We start from the raw sequence: 19,943 nt of genomic DNA, 5'->3' as shown, positions 1-19,943 counted from the left end.
GCGGATCACAATTTGTATGAGGTGCGGAACGCGCCCCAGTGGCGCCCGTTGACGATGATGGGGGCATCCACCTCGCGCATCATCACCACCGCCTCGCCGAGCTGTCGGGCGTAGACCTGCACCAGGTAAGGCTTGGTGTTGCGCGCCGCCAGCAGGCCGGCGCGGTCGTCGAAAATGCGCCGGTTGCGGCTGTTGGTATTGTTCCAGATGGGCTCGCCGGGACGCTGGGGCTTGGAATATTGCGCATTGTGCACCGGCAGGTAGCCGTTGATGTCCACCGCGGCGCAGAATGCCAGGCTCCGGTCCTCGCTCAGCAAGGCTTCCTGCACCGGCGGCAGAAGGCGCTCGAGGAAGGCGAGCGAGGCGGTCTCGAACTGCTGGGGGTCGGTGCCCGGCAGCGGCCGGTAGTCGGTGTCGAACAATTGCGCGGCGTCGATGCGCCGGTCCTTCAGGGCGGCCTCGAAGGCCAGCCGGATCTTCTGCGCGCCGGTGGTGGCGCGGGTGATGCCCGCCGCCGCCTCGGCTGCCACCGCCGCGATGCGCGCCTTCACCGCCGCGCTTTCGCGGTCGTCGAATGCGATGTGGCATCCAAGCTCGCTCACCGCCGCCACCCGGCCGGCCAGGGCGCCGATGCCGGCAAGCTCGATCTGGACCCGCGCGCCCGGCGGCGGCGGCGGCGCGAGTGCCGCCAGCAGCACCCCGCCCTGCGACAGGTCCAGGGTGGTGGCGGCCTGCCGGACGCCGTTGATGATGACCTGGCCGCGAAGCTCCACCGGCCAGCGCTCGTAGCGGCGGCGGTCGCCCATGGCGGTCTGGCGCAGCACGCTGAGCAGGTGGCGGGACATTTCCCGCACGCCGCCGGCCACCAGAGCGGTGCTGCGCTCGATCTCGGCGCCGGTCTCGGCGGCGGCGCCGGTGGCGGTCCGGATGGAGAGGGCGCGGCTCGCCACGGTCTCCGCGAAGCTCTCCACCTCCTCGGCGCTGCGGCGGATCTCGTCCATGGTGGCCACCTGGCCGGCCACGGCGTCGGCCACGCGCGCGGCCACCGGGCTGATCTCGGCGATGGTGCTGGCGACCCGGCTGATGGCCTGGTCGCTGGCCTTGGCCGCTGCGTCCAGGCGGCCGATCTTGAGCGAGATGTCCTGCGTCGCCTTCTGGGTCTGGGTGGCGAGGGATTTCACCTCGCTCGCCACCACCGCGAAGCCGGCGCCGGCGGCCCCGGCCCGGGCGGCCTCGATGGAGGCGTTCAACGCCAGCAGGTTGGTCTGGCGGGCGATGTCGGCGATGAGCGCCACGATCGCCTGGATCTGGGTGATGGCGCCGTGCAACTCCTGGGTGGCGGCGATCACGTCCCGGCTGTCGGTCTCGGCCTCGCTGGCGAGGTGGCCGGAGACCTGGGCCTGGCGGCCGATCTCGGCGGCGGCCTCCGCGAACGCGCCGATGGCGCGGGCGAGACCGGCCGCGTTCTCCTTGGCCGAGGCGGTGTCGGCGGTCATTTCGTCGCTGTCGCGGCGAATGCGCTCCACGTCGCCGACGCCGGCGGCGGCGGCGGCGCGCATGGCATCGCCCGCCTGCGCCAGCCGGGCCTCGGCGCGGCGGATGTCGGCTTCCAGCAGCCGGATCAACTCGGCCTCGTCCCCGCCGGCCGGGGCGGGAACCGGTGCCGCTGCCGGGCTGGGGGGGGCGTCGGGCGCGGGCAGCGGCGCCGTCGGGGCGCCATCACCGCGCGGCAAGGACGAAGTCATATCGGCGGAAGGCGCCCTGCGCGCCAGAAAGTCCCACATGCGAGGTGCTCCCATCCCCTCGTTCCGCGAATGAAAGCTAAGGAGGCGGGATCGGCCGATCCAGCGCTTCACGCCCACTCGCCCGCCGCTGGCGCCTCTTGCGGGCCCCATGCTGACGCGTCGGTCCGGTCATCGTGAGCCGAACCAGATGATAGCCTACCCATCTGCCGGGCCCTTTCAAGCTGGCCATCCGTATCGCCCGGTGGCGACCGTCGGTCCTGTCGCTTGTCCGAGCCTGGCCGGGATACATGGCGACCTGATGGATCGGCGCTGGAGATGACGCATCTGGGGGGATTGCCCGATCTCGCCTCTCGGGGGTTGAAGGCAGGTTCAATCCAGGGTAGCAACCAAGCCGTACATGGACGCCCAGCAATGTGGCGCGGAACACGTGGAGCGGGGACTAAACACCTAGCCGCTCGCTTGGTCGCGCGGCGGGCAGCCCGGTGCTGGCGCCGCCGCGCCACGCTCCTCCCATCCGGCGGATCATCGCGTTCGGCCCCCTGGCGGAACATTCAACGGCCACACGGTTTCTCCGGACCTCGATTGCGGCGCCGCGCTTGCCCCGGTCGTCGCCTGTTTCCAGGCGAGGGGCGGCCCCTGCGCCGGGCATGGGTGGCCGTTCAGCGCATGAGGGCGCGGGCCGTGTCGGCGTCGGCCAGGGGGCGGCCGAGGGTTTGGGCACCGGCGGCGGCGCGGCGGAGCTGGGCGGCGTTGTCGGCGGCCAGGGTGCCGTCGGGGGCGAACAGGTTGTTCTCGAAGCCCACCCGCACATGGCCGCCGAGGCCCGCCGCCACCAGCGCGCAGGCGTTTTCCCTGCGGCCGAACGCGCACATGGACCACAGCGGCACCTGCGCCCCGGCAGCCGCCAGGAACGCCAGCAAGTCGCGTGGCTCGGACACCTGCCCGTCGCTGTAGCGCCCGAGCACGAACAGCGGGAAATCCTGTCCCTCGCCCAGCACGCCCCGGGCCTTCAGGTCGAGATAACGGGCCACGTCGCCAGCGCTGTAGAGGATGATCTGCACCAGCACCCGTTCGCGCCGGAGCCAGGCAAAGAAAGGCGCGGCCTCGGCTTCGGCGGCGGCATTGGGGACGATTTCCCTCAGCCCCAGGGACACCGCCTCGGGCCGCGCCGCCCGCACCACCGCCATCTGCTCGGGCGCCTGGTAGCGGCCCGCCGCCTCCGAGGTGATCTGCAGCACCAGGCGCTGGCCCACCGCCGCGCGGATGGCGGCGGTGGCGTCGCGATAGGCGTCGGCATCCAGCAGGTGGCGGCCGTCGCGATCGCGCACATGCACATGGATGAGCGCGGCGCCGGCCTCCAGCGCCTGCGCTGCCGCGTACGCCAGCTCCGGCGCGGTGAGCGGCAGCGCTGGATGATCGGCCTTGGTGCGGGTGGCGCCGTTGGGGGCGTTGGCGAGGATGAGGGCGGACCAGCCGGTGGCGGGCGCGATCGATGTCATGGGAGCCTTTCCGGGGCGGGGGAGTTGCCGCCTCAAGCCCACCCGGCGGGGCGGGCCTAAGGCAGCGGGGCTTCAGTCGGCGGCCGAGAGGCCGAGCCGTTTCATGCGGTCGGACAGGGTCTTGCGCGGAATGTCCAGGGCCAGCGCCGCCGCCGAGATGCGCTGGCCGGAGGCCTTGAGCGCGTCCTCGATCACCAGCCGTTCCACCCGCTCCAGCAGGGCGTTGAGCCCCGGGGCGGCGCCGGTGGAGAAGTCGGGGGCGAGGAAGCCGAGCATGTAGCGCTCGGCGGCATTCTTCAGCTCGCGCACGTTGCCCGGCCAGTCGGCGAGCATCAGGGACCGGCGCAGCGCCGGCGGCACCTCGGTGACCGGACGCTGATACTTCACCGCCGCCTGCACCAGGAACAGCTCGAACAGCAGTGGAATGTCCTCTCGCCGCTCGCGCAGCGGCGGCAGCGCCAGCGTCACCACGTCGAGGCGGAAGAACAGGTCCTTGCGGAAGCGCCCGGCCTCGGCGAGCGCACCGAGGTCTTCCTTGGTGGCGGCCACCACCCGCAGGTCCACGGCGATGGCGACATTGGAGCCGAGCCGCTCGACCCGGCGGTCCTGCAGCACCCGCAGCAGCTTGACCTGCATGGCCAGCGGCATGCTTTCCACCTCGTCGAGGAACAAGGTGCCGCCGGAAGCGTGCTCGATCTTGCCGACGCGGCGCTTGCCGGCGCCGGTGAAGGCGCCGGCCTCGTGGCCGAACATCTCGCTTTCGAACATGCTCTCGGGGATGGCGCCGCAATTGACCGCGACGAACGGCTTGTCACGCCGCGACCCGCCCTCGTGCAGGGCGCGGGCGAGCTGCTCCTTGCCGGCCCCGGTCTCGCCCAGGATCAGCACGTCGGCGCAGGTGGAGGCCAGCCGCGCCACGTCGTCGCGCAGCCGTCGCAGCGCCGGCGACTGGCCGACGAGACAGCGCGCGATGGCGTCGTCACCGGCGAGCGCGGTGCGCAGCCGCCGGTTCTCCATCACCAGGGCGCGCCGCTCCAGGGCACGCCGCACCACCTCCACGAAGGCGTCGGACACGAACGGCTTCTCGATGAAGTCGCAGGCCCCCTCGCGCATGGCCGCCACCGCCATGGCGATGTCGCCGTGGCCGGTGACGAGCACCACCGGCAGCTCCGGGTCGCGGCGGCGGACATCCGCCAGAAGGGCGAGGCCGTCGCGCCCCGGCAGGCGCACGTCGCTCACCACCACGCCGGGGAAGTCGCGGCCGATGGCGCCGAGCGCGGCCTCGGCGGTGGCGAAGGCCTCCACGTCCATGCCGGCGAGGTCGAGGGTCTGGGCGATGGTGAGGCGCACCACCTCCTCGTCGTCCACCAGCACCACCCTCGGCCGCGCCGCCGGATGGGAGGCGAGGTCGGGCGCGGGGCCGGGATCGGCTTCGGCGCGGGTCCGCTCAGCCGACATGGCGCATCCTTTCGGTGTCGGGCGCCGCCCCCGTGTCCACGGCCTCCAGCGCCAGCTCGAAGACGAGGCCCCCGCCTGGGCGCGGGCGCGCGGCGAGGGTGGCGCCGAAGGCGCGGGCGATGGCGAGCGAGATCGGCAGGCCGAGGCCCAGGCCCTCTCCCGCCGGCTTGGTGGTGAAGAACGGATCGAAGATGCGGGGCAGGTCATCCGGCCGCAGCCCGGGCCCGTTGTCCTCCACGCACAGCATGATGCGCGGTCCCTCGCGCCGGGTGGCGATGCGCACCCGGCCGCCGGCCCGGCCCCGCACCGCGTCGAGGGCGTTGCCCACCAGGTTCACCAGCACCTGGGAGAGGCGGATCGGCTCGAAGGCGGCGCTGCGGGCGGCCGGGTCGAGGTCGGTCGCGATGGCGGCGCCGGCGGCGCGCACCCGCGGGGCGAGGATGGCGAGGCTTTCGGCCACCACCCCGGGCACGTCCACAGGCACCTTCTCCGGCGTGGAGCGGCGGGCGAAGCCGCGCAACTGGCCGGTGATCTTGCCAAGCCGGTCCACCAAAGCGGCGATGCGGGCAAGGTTGGCGTGCGCGGCCTCCTCCCGCCCCTGGTGCAGCAGCTTCGCCGTGTTGTCGGCGAGCCCGCGCATGGCGGCGAGCGGCTGGTTCAGCTCGTGGGTGATGCCGGCGGCCATCTGGCCCAGGGTCGCCATCTTGGCGGCCTGCACCAGCTCCGCCTGGGTGGCGCGCAGGTCGTCCTCGGCGCGGCGGCGCTCCTCGATTTCCCCGGCGAGCTTGAGGTTGGCGGCGCTGAGGTCGGCGGTGCGCGCCTCCACTTTCGCTTCCAGCTCGCGATGCGCCGCCTCCAGGGCGGTGCGGGCGGCGCGGTTCTCGCCCATCCGGCGCAGGTGCTGGCGCCAATAGAGGCCGACCAGCCCCAGCACCCCGAGCGCCAGCACCATGCCGAGCCGCGCGCTGCGGCCGGCCAGCGCCACCGGGGCGGCATCGGCGAACAGCAGCAGGTGCCAGTCGTAGGCGGGCAGGGGTTTGTCCTCGGCGATCACCAGCCCCTGGGGCGCCATGTCCGAGCCCTCCGAGAGCGGCACCCCGCCCGCTACCACCTCGGTGCCGAGGTCGATGAGCGGAAAGGCCGGGCGCTCATACTGGCGGGTTTTCGCCAGCTCGGCCCGGGTCGCGGCCTCCAGCGGGCGGGTGGCGCGGAACTTCAGCCGGGGGTCGGAGGAGAGGAACACGATGCCATTGGCGTCGCTCACCAGCACGGTGTCGGCGGCCGCCTGCCACACCTTTTCCAGGGGATCGAGGTTCACCTTGGCCGCCACCACCCCGCGCACCTGCCCCGCCACCACCACCGGGGCGGCGATGAAATAGCCGGGAACGCCGGTGAGCGTGCCGATGGCGTAGAAGCGGCCGGTATGGCCGGCCAGGGCCTCGGTGAAATAGGGGCGATAGCTGAAGTCCACTCCCACGTAGGTGTCCCGGGTATCCCAGTTGGAGGCGGCGATGGTCAGCCCCGAGGCGTCGAGCAGGTAGAGAACGGAGGCCCCGGCGGCGCGATTCAAGGTGGAAAGATAGCTGTTGGCGATGGCGATCAGCTCCGCCTCCTCCGGCTGGGAAAGGGCGGCCTTGATGTTGAGATCGAGGGCGGCGGCGGCCGGCAGGTAGCCGAACCGCTCGATGGCGCCCTCCAGGCTCTGGGCGTAGATCTCGGCGCGGGTGCGCGCCTGGCTGGCGAGCCGCTCGGCCACGCGGGCCTCGGCGAGGGCGCCGACCGCCTGCACGGCGAACAGCGCCGCCAGGGCCAGGGCGGCGAAAAGCGCGGCGCGCGCCGCGGCGGCGGGGGTGAGGCGCATGGCTCCCTGTTCCAACGGCCGGTGCGGCAGGCCTTGTCGTTCTTGCTGGTGGTCGTTCCTGTTGGTCGTCGTTCTTCGCCGGCTTTTCGGGCCAAGCGCGCGATGGCGCCCGGCCGGGCCGGCGCCCGATGGTGCGGGCGCCGGTGATGCTGGCTCCGGCTCAGTCGGTGGTCAAGCCTTTGACCTCCACCTCCTCGAAGCGGTGCTGCTCGGCGGTGACGAGGGCGGACAGGTCGCGCTTCAGCTCGTTGAAGGCGGCGGCGGCGCTGTCGCGCGGACGCGGCAGCTCCACCCTCAGGTCGCGCTTGACGGTGCCGGGCCGGTAGGTGAGCACGATGATGCGGTCGGCCAGGTAGATGCTTTCCTCGATGGAGTGGGTCACGAACACGATGGTCTTTCCGGTGGCGGCCCAGATGCGCAGCAGCTCGTCCTGCAGCGAGCGCCGGGTGAGGGCATCGAGGGCGCCGAACGGCTCGTCCATCAGCATCACCGGGCTGTCGAGCGCCAGCACCCGGGCGATGGCCACGCGCTGGCGCATGCCGCCGGACAGGTCCTTGGGGAAGCGCTCGCGGAACTCGGTCAGCTTCAGCATGGTCAGTAGGCCGGCGACCTTGGCCTCGATCTCGGCACGGCGCAGGCCCTTGATCTCAAGGCCGAAGGCAATGTTTTCGGCCACCGTCATCCAGGGGAACAGCGCGTATTCCTGGAACACCATGCCCCGGTCCGGCCCCGGCGCCGACACCGGGCGCCCCTCCACGCGGATGGTGCCGGCGGACGGCGCCGAGAAGCCGGCGATGGCGTTCAGCAGCGTGGACTTGCCGCAGCCCGAGGGCCCGAGCAGGCACACGAACTCGCCCTGGTTGATGGTGACGTCGATCCCCTTGAGGGCGACCACCTCGCCCCCGGGCACGGCGAAGCGCTTGTCCACCCCGCTCACCACGATATGCGGCGAGACGGGGGCGGCGGCGCGGGCGGTGGGGACGCGGTCGAGCGCGGTCACGGTGGCGGTCTGCATGGCGGTCCCCGTCAGGATTCAAGGCCGCGGTGCCAGCGCAGCAGGTGGGTGTTGAGGCGGCTCACCGCCATGTCGATGGCAAGGCCGATGAGGCCGATCGTCAGCATTCCGGCGATGATCTTGTCGGACCAGAAGTATTCGCGCGCCTCCAGGATGCGGAAGCCGAGGCCGTTGTTGACGGCGATCATCTCCGCCACGATCACCACGATGAAGGCGGTGCCGATGCCGATGCGGGCGCCGGACAGGATATAGGGCGTCGCCGCCGGCAGGATCACCCGCCGGAAGATGGTGAGGCGGCTCGCCCCGAGGCTGCGGGCGGCACGGATGTAGATGCCGTCCACGTGGCGCACGCCGGCGATGGTGTTCATGAGCACCGGGAAGAAGGCGCCGATGGCGATGAGGAACACCGCCGGCGCGTCGCCGAGGCCGAACCACAGGATGGAGAGCGGGATATAGGCGATGGGCGGGATCGGCCGCAGCACCTGCATCAGGGGGTTGATGTGGCGATAGACGGTGTCGCTCGACCCCATGAACAGGCCGAGCGGCAGGGCGAGCCCGGCCCCCACGGCGAAGCCCAGGACCACCCGCTGCAGCGAGCCGATGGCGTCATGGATCAATTCGCCGGAGACCAGCCACGCGAGATAGGAGCCGTGGGCGGGATCGAACGCCTCCAGGGGGGCCAGATAGGCCCACCAGCGCGCCGCCACCGCCGCCGGCGAGGGCAGCACCATCGGATTGACGAGACCCAGCGAGCAGGCGACCTGCCACACAGCCACCACGCCCACCGGGACCGCCAGGCCCTCGGCCAGGGCCTTCAGCCGGGATGATTTCACGTTCGCGGATGACATCGCGCGCCCCTCAATTGGTGCCGGAGGCGGACGCGGGCGTCGACGCTGCGGCCGACGCCTGGGCGGCCTCCAGAAGGTCGAGCTTCACCCAGTCCTCGGCCTTCGCGGGCACCGACATCTTGCCGATGCCGTATTTGGCCATCACGTCGGTGGTCTTCTGGATGTGGTCGGGGCTCATGTCGAGGGTGTAGGGCGAATTGGCGAGCGCCTCGCGGAATTCCTCGCCGCTGAGCTGGCCCTTGAACACGTCCTGGGTCACGAACGTCTCGGCCACCTTGGGGTTGTCCATGAAGGTCTTCTGCGCCTTCACGAAGCAGGCCATGAACTTCTTAGCCGCCTCGGGTCGATCCTTGTAGAACTTCTCAGTCATCACCAGGGTGCGGATGGGCGAGCCCACCGGGGTGTCGTAGGGCTTGATCACCTCCAGGCCGAAGCCGCGGCCGATGGCCTGGGCCGACTGCGGCTCGGTCTGCATGATGGCGTCCACCTGCTTCTGCATCAGCGCCTGGTTGAGGTCGGGATAGCCGAGATAGATGATGCTCACGTCCTTGGCGCTGAGCCCGGCCTTGCCCAGCTCGGCCGCCAGCAGCACCTCCTGGATGGAGCCGCGCGTGACCCCCACCTTGCGGCCCTTGAGGTCGGCCACGGTCTTGATGCCGGCCTCCGGCGTCGCCAGCAGCCGCGCGCCACCGCTGGCGAAGCCGCCGACGATGTAGATGGGCGCGCCGTTGCCGCGTCCGGAGATGGCCGCCTCGGAGGCGGTGGCGCCCACGTCCAGCTCGCCGGCGAGGATGGCTTGCAGCACGTCCGGGCCCTTGGCGAAGATCTTGAGGTCCACCTTGATGCCGCAGCCATCGGCGATCTCCTTGATGTAGGAGACCCCGGCGAAGTGGGCGAGCTTCAGATTGCCCACGCGCACCAGTTCCTGGGCGGCGGCGGGCAGCGCGCCGAGGCCCGCCGCCGCGGCGGCGAGGACCAGGGCGAGACGCAGGGGGCGCAGGGCGCAATGGCGGGGGGATCGCTGAGGGGACGCGGGCATGGCGCTTTCTCCGGTAGGGTCCGGCTCTGGGGCCGGTTCGGGTGACGATGCCCAGCCATTGCAGAGCGCATGCCAGCCATGCCCTGTGCTCAAGGCTTATGTGAAGCCTTTGATCGTGAAGCAGTTTCGTGGTGCGCCCGAGCGACGGCGCGATGCCGCCCCGGCGGAATTCCGCCGCCGGGGCGGTTCAGCCGGCGGATCTTCGCCGCGCGGGACGGCCCGGGCGCGGGCGTGGCGTTGCGAGGCCACATTGCATCGCTCGAAGGCCGGGCCTTTGGTCAAGCCCGCGCGGCGCTTGAGCGGACCCACTTGAGGGACCCACTTGAGGGACCCGCTTGGCTCCGGTCAAAGACCGGGCCGATGGTGTCAGGCGCCGATCCGCTGTCCGGTCGCGGCCGCGAACACATGCAGGCGCGCCGTCGGGCATGTCAGGTGCATTCGGGCGCCGGCGGCATAGGCGCCGGCGGGCGCGCGCAGCGAGAACGGGATGCCGCCGTCGAGCCGGCCGATCAGCAGCACCTCCGCGCCCAGCGGCTGCGCCGCGTCCAGCTCGAACGGAAGCGCCGCTCCCGGCGGGGCGCCGGGGGCGATCTCCACGTCCTCCGGCCGGATGCCGATGACCACCGCGTCTGCGTCCCGACCGGGCGCCCGGGGAAGGGGCACCGCCAACTCCAGGCCCAGGTCTCCGGTGCTGGTGAGCAGCGCCGCGCCATCGCCGCGCAGGCGGGCCGGCAGCAGGTTCATGGGCAGGGCGCCGATCAGCTCCGCCACGCAGATGTCGGCGGGACGGGCATAGACATCCATGGGACGTCCCAGTTGCGCCGTGCGCCCGGCGTTCAGGACCAGCAGGCGATCGCCGAGGGTCATGGCCTCGTGCTGGTCATGGGTGACATAGAGGCTGGTGACGCCCAGGCTGCGCTGCAGGCGCTTGATCTCCGCGCGCATGGAGGTGCGCAGCCGCGCGTCGAGGCTCGACAGCGGCTCGTCGAACAGGAACAGGCGCGGCTTGCGCACCACCGCCCGGCCGATGGCGACGCGCTGGCGCTGGCCGCCGGACAGCTCCCGGGGGCGGCGGTCGAGCAGGTCGGTGAGATGCAGCATCTGCGCCGCCTCCCCGACCCGGGCGGCGATCTCGGCCCGGGGCAGGCGGCGCACCTTCAGCGCATAGGCCATGTTGTCGAACACGCTCATGTGCGGGTAGAGCGCGTAGTGCTGGAACACCATGGCGATGTCGCGCGCGGCCGGGTCATGGCCGGTGATGTCGCGACCGTCCAGCACGATGCGGCCGGAATCCGGCATCTCCAGCCCGGCGACGAGGCGCAGCAGGGTGGACTTGCCGCAGCCCGAGGCACCCACCACCACCACCATCTCGCCCGCCGCCATCTCCAGGTCGATGCCGTGCAGCACCGGTGTGCGCCCGTAGCTCTTGCGCACCGCCTCCAGGGTCAGGGCCGTCATCAGCGCTCGCTTTCCGTCAGGCCTTTCACGAACCAGCGCAGCATGGCCAGCACCACCAGGGTGGGCGGCGCCATGGCGAGGATCGCGGTGGCCATCACCTCGTTCCAGGCGGTGTGGGATTCCGGGCCGATCATCTTCACGATGCCCACGGTGATGGTGTCGAGCCGCGGGTCGGTGGCCACCACCAGCGGCCACAGATACTGGTTCCAGCCGTAGACGAACAGGATGACGAACAGCGCCGCCATGTTGGTGCCCGACAGGGGCAGCAGCACATCCTTCAGGAACCGCCACGGGCCGGCGCCATCCATGCGCGCGGCGTCCACCAGCTCGTCCGGCACCAGCAGGAAGGTCTGGCGGAACAGCAGGGTGGCGGTGGCCGAGGCGGTCAGGGGCACCACCAGGCCGGCGAAGCTGTTCACCAGGCGCAGGTCCGCCACCACGGCGAAGGTGGGGATGATGCGCACCTCCACCGGCAGCATGAGGGTGAGGAACAGCAGCCAGAAGCAGAGCATGCGGCCGGGAAAGCGGAAGAAGGCCACCGCATAGGCCGAGAGCAGGGACACCGCGATCTTGCCGCCGGCGATGGCGAGGGCCATGGCGAAGGACAGGCCCAGCATGCGCCACACCGGCGCCCCGCCGGAGTGGGGGTCCAGCATCCGCGCGTAGATGGAAAGGCCCTCCAGGCGGGGCGCGAGGCCGATCTCGCCGCGGTTGAGGGCGCCGGGCTCCAGCGTCGAGCCTACGAACACAAGCCAGATGGGCAGCAGGAACAGGCCGGCGCCGAGGATGAGCACCCCGTGGGCCAGCCGGTTGCCGCGGGCGATGCCCCTGGCGACGCCGGTCATGGCGTCTTCCGGCGGCGCAGGAAGCGGAACTGCAGCGCCGTCAGCCCCATGACCAGCGCCATCAGCACCACCGACTGGGCGGCCGAGGCGCCGAGGTCCATGTTCACCACCCCGTCGCGATAGACCTTCACCATCAGCGTCTGGGTGGCGCGCCCCGGCCCGCCCTGGGTGAGCGCCTCGATGGTGCCAAAGGTCTCGAAGGCGGAATAGACGAGATTGACCGCCACCAGGAAACCGAGGGTGGGCGCCAGCAGCGGCAGGAGGATGGTGCGGAAGCGCAGTAGGCCTCGGGCTCCGTCGAGCCGGGCCGCGTCCAGCAGGGTGCGCGGGATGGATTGCAGGGCGGCCAGGACGAACACGAAATTGTAGCTCACCTGGCGCCAGGAGGAGGCGACGACCACGGCGATCATGGCCTGGGTGTCGTCCAGCCGGTGGTTCCAGGCGATGCCGAGGCCCTGCAGCAGCCGCGCGAGGCCGCCGACCTGGGGATGCAGCAGCAGCGCCCAGACCACGCCCGCCGCCGCCGGGGCCACCGCATAGGGCCAGATGAGGGCGGCGCGGTAGAGCCCGCGCCCGCGGATGTCCGCATCGGCGAACACCGCCAGCAGCACCGCCAGCCCCAGCGACAGCCCCGTCACCGCCGAGCAGAACACGAGCGTGCGGCCCACCGCCGCGAGATAGAGCGGATCGGTGGCGAGGGCGATGAAATTGTCGAGGCCGGTGAAGGTCTCGCTCAGGCCGAAGGGGTCCGAGCGCATGAGGCTGGCGCGCACGGCGACGAGGGTGGGCCACAGGAAGAACACCACGGTCAGCGTCATCTGCGGCACCAGCAGCAGCGCCGGCACCGTCCAGCCCTCGAAGATGGTTCGCCGCTCCATGCCGCGCGCGTCCGGCCTAGCGGCGGACCGACTTCTGGAACTCCCGCAGCACCCGGTTGCCGCGCGCCACGGCGGCATCGAGCGCCGCACCCGCGTCCTGCTTGCCCTGGAGCGCGGTCTCGAACTCCTCCTCGATGATGGCGCGGATTTCGGTGAGGCGCCCCAGGCGCAGGCCCTTGGAATTGGCCGTGACCTCGCCGCGGTTGAGCTGGCGGATGGGGATGTCCGCGCCGGGGTTGCGGGCGTAATAGCCCTGCGCCAGGGACAGGCCGGCGCCGGCCAGGGTGACCGGCACGTAGCCGGTGCGCTGGTGCCAGGCGGCGTCGGTCTCGGGCCGGGCCAGGAAGGCCAGGAAGGCAGCCACCGCCTTGTACTCGGCCGGGGTGCGGTCGGGCGCCGTCATGGTCCACAGGCTGGCGCCGCCGATGATGGAATTGTTGGGCGTGGCGCGCACCGCCGGGTCGTAGGGCAGCAGCGCGGCGCCGAAGCGGAAGCGCGCATCGCGCACCACCGCCGCCCGCAGCCCGGAGGAGTTGAAGGAGATGCCGGTGTCGCCGGCGGGAAACAGGCTGTCGCCGGCGGCGCCCCGGCCGCCATAGGTGAAGGTGCCGGCCTTCGCCATGTCCAGGAGGCGGGCGATGCTGCCGCGCATGGCCGGCCCGTTGAACACCAGGTCCGCGTCCAGCCCCTCGAAGCCGTTGGCCCGGGTGGCGAAGGGCACGTCATGGATGGCGCCGAAGCATTCCAGATGCACCCAGCTGGGCCAGGCCGTGGTCACCGCCACCTTGGCCGCGCCCTTGGCGCGGATGGCCTCGGCGGCGGTCACGACCTGCTCCCAGGTTTCCGGCGGGCGCTCCGGGTCAAGGCCGGCGCGCTCGAAAATCTCCTTATTATACCACATGATGGGCGTGGACGAATTGAACGGCATGGAGGCCATGCGGCCGTCCGGCAGGCTGTAGTAGCTGCGCACCGCCGGCATGTAGGCGGCGGGGTCCAGCCGCACCCCGGTTTCCTCGGCCAATTGCCACACCTGCTTCACGGCCGGCCCGGCGGCCAGCATGGAGCCGGTGCCCACCTCGTACATCTGCACCAGATGGGGCGCCTGGCCGGCGCGGAAGGCGGCGATGGCGGCGGTCATGGTCTCGGGATAGGTGCCCTTGAACACCGGCTCGACCACGGCGGCGGCCTGCGCGGCGTTGAAGGCGTCGCAGACGCGCTTCAGTTCGTCGCCGAGGGCACCGGCCATGGCGTTCCAGAACACGATGCGCACCGCAGCGGTCTCGGCGCGCGCCCGGCGCGGGGCCAGCGCCACGCCGGCGACCGCGGCGGTCCCCACAATCAACTCCCTGCGATTCATGGCTGGGCTCCCGAGGCTCGAAAGGATCGCAGGCGGCCGCATGACGGCCACCCAGTGTGCGCGCAGGCGCGGGAGATTGCCATGGGGCAATGACGGACGCGTGACCCCGGCGGCGGCCTTAAGATGCCTGCCGCACCTCGGTGCGGTCGCGACCGGCGTTCTTGGCGTAATAGAGGGCCTCGTCGGCCAGTCCCATCATCTGCGCCATGCTGATCCGGCGGGTCGGCGGCGCGAAGCAGGCGCCGATGCTGACCGTGACCTTCTCGAGGCCGGCCGCCGCCGACGGCCACGGCTCCAGGCGCAGCCGGGCATGGATCTCCTGGCACAGCCGGCGCACGCCGGCCAGCGACGTGCCCGGCAGCAGCAGAACGAATTCCTCGCCCCCGTAGCGGGCCACCAGGTCGCCGGGGCGCCCCAGGCACAGCTCGATGATGCGGGCGACGCGCCGCAGGCACTCGTCGCCGGCCAGATGGCCGAAGGTGTCGTTCACCGCCTTGAAATGGTCGATGTCGATCATCGCGACGCTCAGGCCGGTGTGCATGACGCAGGCGCGCTGCCATTCCTGGTCGAACGCGGCCTCGAACCGCCTGCGGTTGGCAAGGCCGGTCAGGGCGTCGGTGGCGGCGATCAGCGACAGCTCCTCGTGGGCGCGCTTCAGCGCCTGCTCGGCGTTCACCCGCTCGCGCGCATCGCGCAGGGAGCAGACGAAGGCGATGTCGGCATCGTGCAGGCTGGTGCCCTGCACCGCGCCGATGGAGGCCTCCATCCAGACCCAGCTCTCGTCGCGACCGCGCACCCGGCACACGAAAGCCGGATGGCGTGCCGCGCCGGCCGACCGCATCGACAGGGCGGCCTCGAACAGGGGGCGCTCGTCTTCGTGGACAAGGTCGATCAGGCTCCGCCCCATCAGCGCGTCGCCGGCCACGCCGAGAATGCGTTCGACCGCCGGGGAAATGAAGCAGATGCGGCGATCGGCGGCGACGGCGGCGATGATGTCGCTCGAATTCTCCGCCAGCAGCCGGTAGCGGTGCTTCTCCTCGCGGGCTCGCCGTTCGGCGGCGAGCAGGTCCGCCTGCTGGCGCTTCAGGATGGTGATGTCGGAATGGGTGAAGTAGCCGATGCCTTCCACGGTGCGGTGGGCCATGATGCGCCGCCAGTGCCCGTGGGGAAGCTCGATCTCGAACGGCGATCCGGCGAAGCGCATGTTGTCCAGCAGGCCGGCTTCGGGCCGCTCGTCCGGCAGGCCGGCGGCGATCCAGATGCGTCGCACCACCTCGGCGAAGGTGGTGCCGATCACGGTTTCCCCCGGCGCGATGCCATAGAGCCGGCGAAACTCATCGTTGGCGGCGATGATGAGGTCGTTCTGATCCACCACCATTGCCCCGTCCGGAATGTGATCGAGCAGGTCGATCGCGAAGCTGCCCTGCTCGGCGCTGGCGCGAAGGCATTCGCGCTCCACGGACAGTTCCTGCCAGATGCGGATGCGATGGCCCTCCGGCGTCGGCAGGGCGCTGACGCGCAGCCGCCGGCCGCGATGGGTGAAGACGAACGGGCTCGATTGCGCGCGATGGCGCTCCACGCCGTCGCGGATGTAGCGGTCGATGTTCTCGTGCTCGGCCGGGTCCAGGCGACCCAGGTAGAAGCGCCGGAGGTTGTCCTCATAGGGCTCGCCGCGATGGACATGCCCGGCGTGCTCGGGAAAGAAGGCCAGGAACATCTTGTTCCACGCCAGGCAGCGATCATCTGCGTCGAACAGGCACAGCGCCATGTCCAGGGTGTCGAGCAGTTCGCCGAAGAAGGCATAATGGACGTCAGTCATGCCGAAACACCATAACCGTCACGCCCATGGATTCTCCCGTCGCCCGCGCCATCGCCGTGACGGCGAGAACTCTCGATTTCTGTCGCGCGGCACGCGTGCCGGTGCCGGGTACGCCGGACGATTCCCTCGCCCCCTTGGTCACAGCCGAACAGCACATCACCGCCGGTCCCATCTGCTCCCATTACACTCGCGGAGCTTCATGTCCACGGCATGGACGCCAACCACCGTCACAGGCCAGGGATAACATGCTGGTCTTCTGAACGGAAAGCGTCTTCGTGGCCGGCTCCCTCCCGATTGGCTTCGGTTGCGGCCTTTGTGCTCCACCGCGTGGGCGGGCGGTGCCCGTCTTCTCCAGCATGATGCGGGCGCGGGGAGGTATCTTTGTCCCTGGTCACGGTCTTTGTACTTTCCATATATTTGTCCGGCGTCATTTGGGGCATCGGACCCGATGCCCGTTGCTGCCAGGTGTTGAGGCGGATCTGGCGATGGCCGCGCCGGGCAACCCGTTCCGTCTGCCGTGTCGGCGGGATGGCGTGGGAAGGACAGCGGCCACGATCCCGCTGCTGCTCCACCCGGCCTGATACAGCGCACGCCGGCGGCTGAAAATTTTGCACCGCCGAGGTGAGGTGGCGGCGCCTTCCATCCGTCTTCCCCGTATCGACGGCGATGCCGCCCGGGCCTCCGGGGCCGGATCGCCTGAAGCCTAGCGGGTGGTACGGGGTGTCATGCAGGACTATCGTTGGCGTCGGCCGTCGCGTGTGAGCGGCAAGGTCATCCGTTTCGGCCTTGGGCTGCTGGCCGGCACGGCCCTGGCCTCGGGCTTGTCCGTTTCGGCCGCGATGGCACAGCCCGCGGCCATCTCCTTCTCCATTCCGGCCGCGCCGCTCGGCGCGGCGCTGTCCGCCTTCGGCGACCGCGCCAATCTCCAGGTGCTCTACGCGGCCGACCTCGCCCGCGGGGTGCGCTCGCCCGGCGTGTCCGGCACCCTCACGCCGGAGCAGGCGCTCTCGCGCCTGCTGGCTGGCACCGGGCTGAGCTATCGGTTCAGCAATGCCAATACGGTCACCATCGCCCGCCCGTCCGCCGGCGGCGGCGGCGCGGTGTCGGCGGACGGCGCCATCCAGCTCGATACGCTGAACGTGGAGACCGACTATCTGACCGGTCCGTTCGTGGCGGTGGACACCTCCACCGGCATGAAGATGGATGTGCCCTTGCGCGAGGTGCCGCAGTCGGTCTCGGTGGTCACCCGCCAGCAGATGCAGGATCGCGGCGTGCAGACGCTGAGCGAGGCCATCGACTATTCGGCCGGCGTGTCCGCCGCGCCCTATGGGCAGGACGCGCGTTTCGAGCAGTTCGTGATCCGCGGTTTCGACGAGAACCTGCTCGGCGTCTATCGTGACGGCATGCGGCTGCCGACGGCCGGCTTCGCGGGCTTTCGCCAGGAGCCCTATGGCCTCCAGCGCGTGGATGTCCTGCGCGGCCCCACGTCCACCCTGTACGGCCTCAACAACCCGGGCGGCCTGGTCAATCTGGTGTCCAAGCTGCCGGTGGTGGGCGCCCAGTTCGGCGAGATCTGGGGCTCCTACGGCTCGTTCGACACCGCCCAGCTCGGCTTCGACATCAATGGCGCCGGCCTTGACGGCACCAACATCACCTACCGCCTCACCGGCCTGGTGCGCGAGGGCGGCACCCAGGTGGATTATGTCGACAACAACCGGATCTATCTTGCCCCGACCCTGACCTGGACGCCGAACACCGACACCACCTTCACCGTGTTCGCCACCTACCAGCAGGACCGCACCGGCGACACCTATCAGCTGCTGCCGGCCGAGGGCACGCTCTATCCCAGCCTCCGCGGCTCGATCCCGCCGTCGCGCTTCCTCGGCGTGCCGGGGCAGTCGCATTACGACGCGGACCAGTATACGGCCGGCTACTTCTTCGAGCACCGCGCCGACAACGGCTGGACCCTGCGCCAGAACCTGCGCTACGCGTCCGTGGACGTGGATTATCTCACCGTCTATCCCACCGCGGCCTATGGCGGCGATCCGTCCATCCTGCTGCGCACCGCCCAGCAGAACGACCAGACCCTGGGTGTCTTCACCATCGACACCCAGGCCCAATACGATAGCGATCTCGGTTTCGCCGAGAACAAGCTGGTGTTCGGTCTCGATTATTCCAACACCCAGCAGGACGGCACCCAGAACGGCGGGACGCTGCAGAGCCTCATCACCGGCACCATGCCAGTCTCGCCCATCAATCCCTATTTCCCCATCTACAGCCTCACCATAGATCCGCTCATAAACACGCTGAATACCAGCCAGGACTTGAGCCAGACGGGCATCTACGCCCAGGACATGCTCAAGCTCTATGACAAGTGGGTGCTCACCTTCGGCGGCCGTTACGACTGGGTGTCAACGGAAAGCACCACCCAGAGCCCGGTGCTGGCCCAGCTCGCGCCGCTGCTGAAGTATTATTACGGTGTCAACGTGCCGAGCTCCTTTAAGAGCGAGGCCGACAACAGCGCCTTCTCCGGTCGCGTCGGCCTGTCCTATTTGTTCGACAACGGGCTCACTCCGTATCTGAGCTACGCGAGTTCGTTCAACGTGATTCCGGGCTTCACCCAGTCGAGCGTCACGGTGAATACGCCCTACGGCCCGCTGCCCATCAGCTACGACATGCAGCCGCTGAAGCCGGAGACCGGCGAGCAATATGAGCTGGGCCTGAAGTACCAGCCCAACAACGGCAAAAGCTACATTCAAAGTTCAATCTACCAGATCACCAAGCAGAATGCGGTCAGCTTCGACACCACCGACCCGATGCAGATGGCCTATTACCAGACCGGCGAAATTCAGGTGCGCGGCTTCGAGGTCGAGGGCGCGATGGATTTCGAGAACGGCTTCAAGGTCCTGGCCGCCTATACCTACCTGCACGCCGAGGTGACGGAGGACATTCCCCCGGCGGGCGTGGCGAGCATCGTCGGCAACGTGCCGGAGCGGGTGCCCGAGCATCTGGCCTCGGCGTGGCTGGACTACACCTTCCAGGACGGCGTGCTGAAGGGCTTCGGGCTGGGCGGCGGCGTGCGTTATGTGGGCGCCACCTGGGGCGATCGCGCCAACACCATCTATGTGCCGAGCTACACCCTGTTCGATGCGGCGGTGCGCTACGCCAAGGACAGCTGGCTGTTCTCGCTCACTGCCAAGAACCTGCTGGACAACGAATATGTCGGCACCTGCTCCAGCATCGGCAACACCTATGTCGGCTGCGCCTACGGCCAGACCCGCACCGTGACGGCGCAGGTGACCTACCGATGGTGAGCGGGGCGGCGGGCTTCACGCTCGACCGCGTCGGCTTCGTCGCCGAGGGGCGGGCCCTGCTGCACGAGGTCTCCCTTACCCTGGCGCCGGGGCGCGTGGTGGGCATCGTCGGCCACAACGGGTCGGGCAAGTCTACGCTGCTGAAGCTTCTGGCGCGCCAGCAGGCGCCCAGCGCCGGGGCGCTGCGGCTCGACGGGCGGGACCTGTCGGGCTGGAGCAGCCGGGCCTTTGCCCGGATGGTGGCGTATCTGCCGCAGACGCCGCCGTCGGCGGGGGCGCTGATGGTGCGGGAGCTGGTGGCCTGCGGGCGCTATCCCTGGCACGGGGCGCTGGGCCGCAAGACGGCGCGCGACCGCGAGGCGGTGGACGCCGCGCTGCGGCTCGCCGACGTGGAGGGGCTTGCCGACCGGCTGGTGGAGACGCTGTCCGGCGGTGAGCGGCAGCGGGTGTGGCTCGCCATGCTGGTGGCGCAGGAGGCCCGCTATCTGCTGCTCGACGAGCCCATCGCCGCGCTCGACGTGGCGCATCAGGTGGAGGTGATGGCGCTGGCCCGCCAGCTCGGCCACGCGCGCGGCCTCGGTGTCGCGGTGGTGCTGCACGACGTGAACATCGCCGCCCGGTTCTGCGACGAGCTCGTGGCGCTGCGCGGGGGGCGGTTGCTGACATGCGGGCCGCCGGCGGAGGTGGTGACGGCCGATGGGCTCGAAGCGATCTACGGCATTCCCATGGCGGTGATGCCCCACCCGGACGGTGGCTGGCCCTTGAGTTTCGTTCGCTGACGCCACGCCCGGCGGCACCGCCGCCGAC

General features: G+C 70.5%; 14 protein-coding genes. 2 read left to right on the top strand and 12 right to left on the bottom strand.

Features of this window, described 5'->3' with window-relative positions:
- Positions 1 to 5: 5 nt before the first annotated feature.
- The 12 genes from V5F53_RS10925 to V5F53_RS10870 all read right to left on the bottom strand — a co-directional run bounded on the left by V5F53_RS10925 (position 6) and on the right by V5F53_RS10870 (position 15,822).
- Positions 6 to 1,745, bottom strand: coding sequence for a methyl-accepting chemotaxis protein (locus V5F53_RS10925; protein ID WP_509212245.1), 1,740 nt, complete (start codon positions 1,743 to 1,745; stop codon positions 6 to 8).
- Between the two features lie 659 nt (positions 1,746 to 2,404).
- Positions 2,405 to 3,244: a beta-keto acid cleavage family enzyme gene (locus tag V5F53_RS10920; protein ID WP_393996462.1), complete on the bottom strand. Its 840-nt coding sequence runs from the start codon at positions 3,242 to 3,244 to the stop codon at positions 2,405 to 2,407.
- A 72-nt stretch (positions 3,245 to 3,316) separates the two neighbouring features.
- Positions 3,317 to 4,702, bottom strand: coding sequence for a sigma-54-dependent transcriptional regulator (locus tag V5F53_RS10915; RefSeq protein WP_393996461.1), 1,386 nt, complete (start codon positions 4,700 to 4,702; stop codon positions 3,317 to 3,319).
- Entirely contained in the window at positions 4,692 to 6,563 is a 1,872-nt protein-coding gene (locus V5F53_RS10910) for a sensor histidine kinase (RefSeq protein WP_393996460.1), read from the bottom strand. Before V5F53_RS10910 ends, V5F53_RS10915 begins: the two co-directional genes overlap by 11 nt.
- 160 nt (positions 6,564 to 6,723) lie before the next feature.
- The gene (locus V5F53_RS10905) at positions 6,724 to 7,578 is read right to left on the bottom strand and encodes an ABC transporter ATP-binding protein (RefSeq protein ID WP_393996459.1); all 855 of its coding nucleotides are present in this window, start codon (positions 7,576 to 7,578) and stop codon (positions 6,724 to 6,726) included.
- Positions 7,579 to 7,589: 11 nt separating this feature from the next.
- Positions 7,590 to 8,411: an ABC transporter permease gene (locus tag V5F53_RS10900; protein WP_393996546.1), complete on the bottom strand. Its 822-nt coding sequence runs from the start codon at positions 8,409 to 8,411 to the stop codon at positions 7,590 to 7,592.
- 25 nt (positions 8,412 to 8,436) lie between these two features.
- Complete coding sequence (locus V5F53_RS10895) at positions 8,437 to 9,465, bottom strand: ABC transporter substrate-binding protein (protein ID WP_393996458.1); 1,029 nt, start codon at positions 9,463 to 9,465, stop codon at positions 8,437 to 8,439.
- Positions 9,466 to 9,831: 366 nt separating this feature from the next.
- Positions 9,832 to 10,923 carry an ABC transporter ATP-binding protein gene (locus V5F53_RS10890; RefSeq protein ID WP_393996457.1) on the bottom strand — a complete coding sequence of 364 codons (1,092 nt, stop codon included), beginning with the start codon at positions 10,921 to 10,923 and terminating at the stop codon, positions 9,832 to 9,834.
- A complete protein-coding gene (ugpE, locus tag V5F53_RS10885) occupies positions 10,923 to 11,768 on the bottom strand; it encodes a sn-glycerol-3-phosphate ABC transporter permease UgpE (protein WP_393996456.1) in 846 nt (281 codons plus the stop codon). The genes V5F53_RS10890 and ugpE overlap by 1 nt, the downstream gene beginning before the upstream one ends.
- Positions 11,765 to 12,646 carry an ABC transporter permease subunit gene (locus tag V5F53_RS10880; protein WP_393996455.1) on the bottom strand — a complete coding sequence of 294 codons (882 nt, stop codon included), beginning with the start codon at positions 12,644 to 12,646 and terminating at the stop codon, positions 11,765 to 11,767. The genes ugpE and V5F53_RS10880 overlap by 4 nt, the downstream gene beginning before the upstream one ends.
- Positions 12,647 to 12,662: 16 nt before the next feature.
- Positions 12,663 to 13,982: a sn-glycerol-3-phosphate ABC transporter substrate-binding protein UgpB gene (ugpB, locus tag V5F53_RS10875; protein WP_393996454.1), complete on the bottom strand. Its 1,320-nt coding sequence runs from the start codon at positions 13,980 to 13,982 to the stop codon at positions 12,663 to 12,665.
- A gap of 139 nt (positions 13,983 to 14,121) precedes the next feature.
- Positions 14,122 to 15,822, bottom strand: a complete 1,701-nt coding sequence (locus V5F53_RS10870; protein ID WP_393996453.1) for a diguanylate cyclase — start codon at positions 15,820 to 15,822, stop codon at positions 14,122 to 14,124.
- A 725-nt stretch (positions 15,823 to 16,547) separates the two neighbouring features.
- Between V5F53_RS10870 and V5F53_RS10865 the strand changes: the two genes are divergently transcribed.
- The gene (locus V5F53_RS10865; protein WP_393996452.1) at positions 16,548 to 19,136 is read left to right on the top strand and encodes a TonB-dependent siderophore receptor; all 2,589 of its coding nucleotides are present in this window, start codon (positions 16,548 to 16,550) and stop codon (positions 19,134 to 19,136) included.
- Entirely contained in the window at positions 19,130 to 19,915 is a 786-nt protein-coding gene (locus V5F53_RS10860) for an ATP-binding cassette domain-containing protein (protein ID WP_393996451.1), read from the top strand. The genes V5F53_RS10865 and V5F53_RS10860 overlap by 7 nt, the downstream gene beginning before the upstream one ends.
- The last annotated feature ends 28 nt before the right edge of the window (positions 19,916 to 19,943 follow it).

It is taken from the genome of Xanthobacter cornucopiae, from assembly GCF_043195065.2.
Classification (GTDB): domain Bacteria; phylum Pseudomonadota; class Alphaproteobacteria; order Rhizobiales; family Xanthobacteraceae; genus Xanthobacter.
Note: the sequence above shows the minus strand (reverse complement) of the source record. Positions and strands in the feature narration are given on the sequence as shown.